Origin of the sequence: Acidiphilium iwatense, from assembly GCF_021556475.1 — a bacterium.
Taxonomy (GTDB): domain Bacteria; phylum Pseudomonadota; class Alphaproteobacteria; order Acetobacterales; family Acetobacteraceae; genus Acidiphilium; species Acidiphilium iwatense.
Map to the genome: position 1 here is coordinate 1 of NZ_JAKGBZ010000122.1, position 2,059 is coordinate 2,059.

Below are 2,059 nucleotides of genomic sequence, written 5' to 3' on the forward strand. Positions count from 1 at the left end.
CCGCATGGGAGCGCACCCGCAATAGGGATCACGTCAAGGCCAACTGGCACTTCACCACCGCAAACGCCCGCATCAAACTGAAGCGGCTATACCCCGCACTATGAGCGACTCGGGGTACTAGGCTTCATTTAACTTGTTGAAATCCTTGACGTTCACTCATGACTGGCCGCCGGGTAAAAGTATCGGCGTCCTGGTGGTGAGAACTTTCTTTTCAGCTCAACCGATCAACATTTCTGCGGAGGGGGTTAGCCGAGTTCGTATTCGACCTCGGCGGTGTAGGCGGGGTGGTCGTCGCCGAGATGCGAGCTGAACAGGGTGATGTGGCGGGCCTCGATCGGCGGCGAGCGGTAGAGATTGCGGCTCTGGACGAATTCGGCGAGGCGCGGGCCGACCGGCAGGTCCATCCGGGCCAGGGTGACGTGCGGGGTGTAGCGGCGGCGCTCGGCCGGCACGCCGACCCGGCGCAGGGCTGTTTCGATTTTCGTCTGAAGGTGGAACAGCGCCTGGTTGCGCTCGACGCCGATCCACAGCGTGTTGGCGCGCCCGGCTTTCTCGAACCAGCCGGCGCCGGTCAGCACCAGGGGAAAGCCGCGCGCGCGGATCGCGGCGAGCGCATGATCGATCTCCTCGGCCTCCAGCCGCTGGGCCTCGCCGATGAAGCGGAGCGTGAGGTGCATGTTCCGCGCCGGCACCCAGCGCGCACCGGGCAGGTTGATCGCGAAGCCCGCCAGGGTCTGCTTGATCTCCCAGGGCAGGTCGAGGGCGACGAACAGACGCATGGCTTTGCCCTCCTTTGCCTAGAGCAATATGGCTTTGCTGGAATCGCGGAGCGATCCAGAAAAGTCATGAAATTGCTCGCCAAACGATGAGTATCGTGCCGAGCGGGGCGCGGATGGTCAAGCGGGGTGGTGAGGGCGGGTTGGTGGGGGTATCTTGTGCTGGGATCGGCGATCATACAGAGATTGTGCGCTGGGTTATATTTAGCGCTCAAGTCGTCAAAAAGACGACGTAGCAAGCTGTAGCCAGTGCATCACGTTTGTCCACGCTGCGACGATAATTGCGTGAATATGCGGCTCCATCACAACCGCAGCTATCCCAAGAACTCTGCCACCAGTCTTGGCCACTTCATCAAACATAATGTCGAGCTTGTGCCCTACCCATTTGGCTGCGACCGCTAATTGGCTCCAGAGTTGACGGATTAGCCGCTTTGCGACCGGTATTTGCGGCTTTTGCTTCGTATTTACTCACCCCGCTGTGACGTAGTGGGCTTCGTGGCATGAAGTTTGTGCTTGACACGGTCACGGCGGATTCGATTTACCATATCCGTGACTCGCGAAACCCTTCTTGGGCTTTCCAAGGATGATCTGGTCGACCTGGTGTTGGCGCAACAGGCGCAGGTTGCCGCCCAGGCCGCCCAGATAGCGGCGCAAGTTGGCCAGATCGAGGCCCTCATGGCGCAGGTCGCGACGTTATCGGCACGGGTAATTGAGTTGGAGGCCAAACTCAATGCGCCCCCCAAGACGCCTGACAATTCCAGCCTGCCCCCTTCGAAGGGCCAGAAGCCGAACCTGCCGCAAGGGCGCAAAAAACGCCGCCATAGCCATCCTGGTGTCGCGCGCGCGCTGGCCGAAAACCCCGACCGCGTCATCGAAGCGCGGCTGACAGCCTGTCCGAACTGCGACCATGCCCTCGATGCGGCGGATCAGTCCGAGATCCACGCCTACGACCATATCGACCTGCCGCCGATCAAGCCGATTGTCACCAGGATCAACCGCCATCATGGCGTCTGTCCCTGCTGTCGCAAGCATATCGGCGCACCACCCCCTGAAGGTTTTGTCCCAGGGTCGCCGTTTGGGCCAGGGCTTTGTGCCCTGATCATCCATCTGCACATCACGCAAGCGATCAGCTTCGAGCGTCTTGCTCTCCTGATGGCGGACTCAAGACTCCCCTCATTTTCACACTGCCCCGAAAGTCTCGGCGAAGACGGGCAGGTCGGCGAGCATATCGGCGAATTTCTGGACCAGTGGCAGCAGGCGAGGCTCCGGCATGGTGGGGATGA

Annotated in this window: 1 protein-coding gene and 1 pseudogene; one reads left to right on the forward strand and one right to left on the reverse strand. The window is 60.9% G+C overall.

Annotated elements, in window-relative coordinates; all coding sequences use genetic code 11:
- Positions 1-245: 245 nt before the first annotated feature.
- A complete protein-coding gene (gene thpR / locus L2A60_RS20285; protein WP_235706269.1) occupies positions 246-779 on the reverse strand; it encodes an RNA 2',3'-cyclic phosphodiesterase in 534 nt (177 codons plus the stop codon).
- A 546-nt stretch (positions 780-1,325) separates the two neighbouring features.
- On the opposite strand from thpR, the pseudogene L2A60_RS20290 reads away from it, so the two are divergent.
- Positions 1,326-2,059, forward strand: a pseudogene (locus L2A60_RS20290) (IS66 family transposase zinc-finger binding domain-containing protein); the annotation flags it as partial.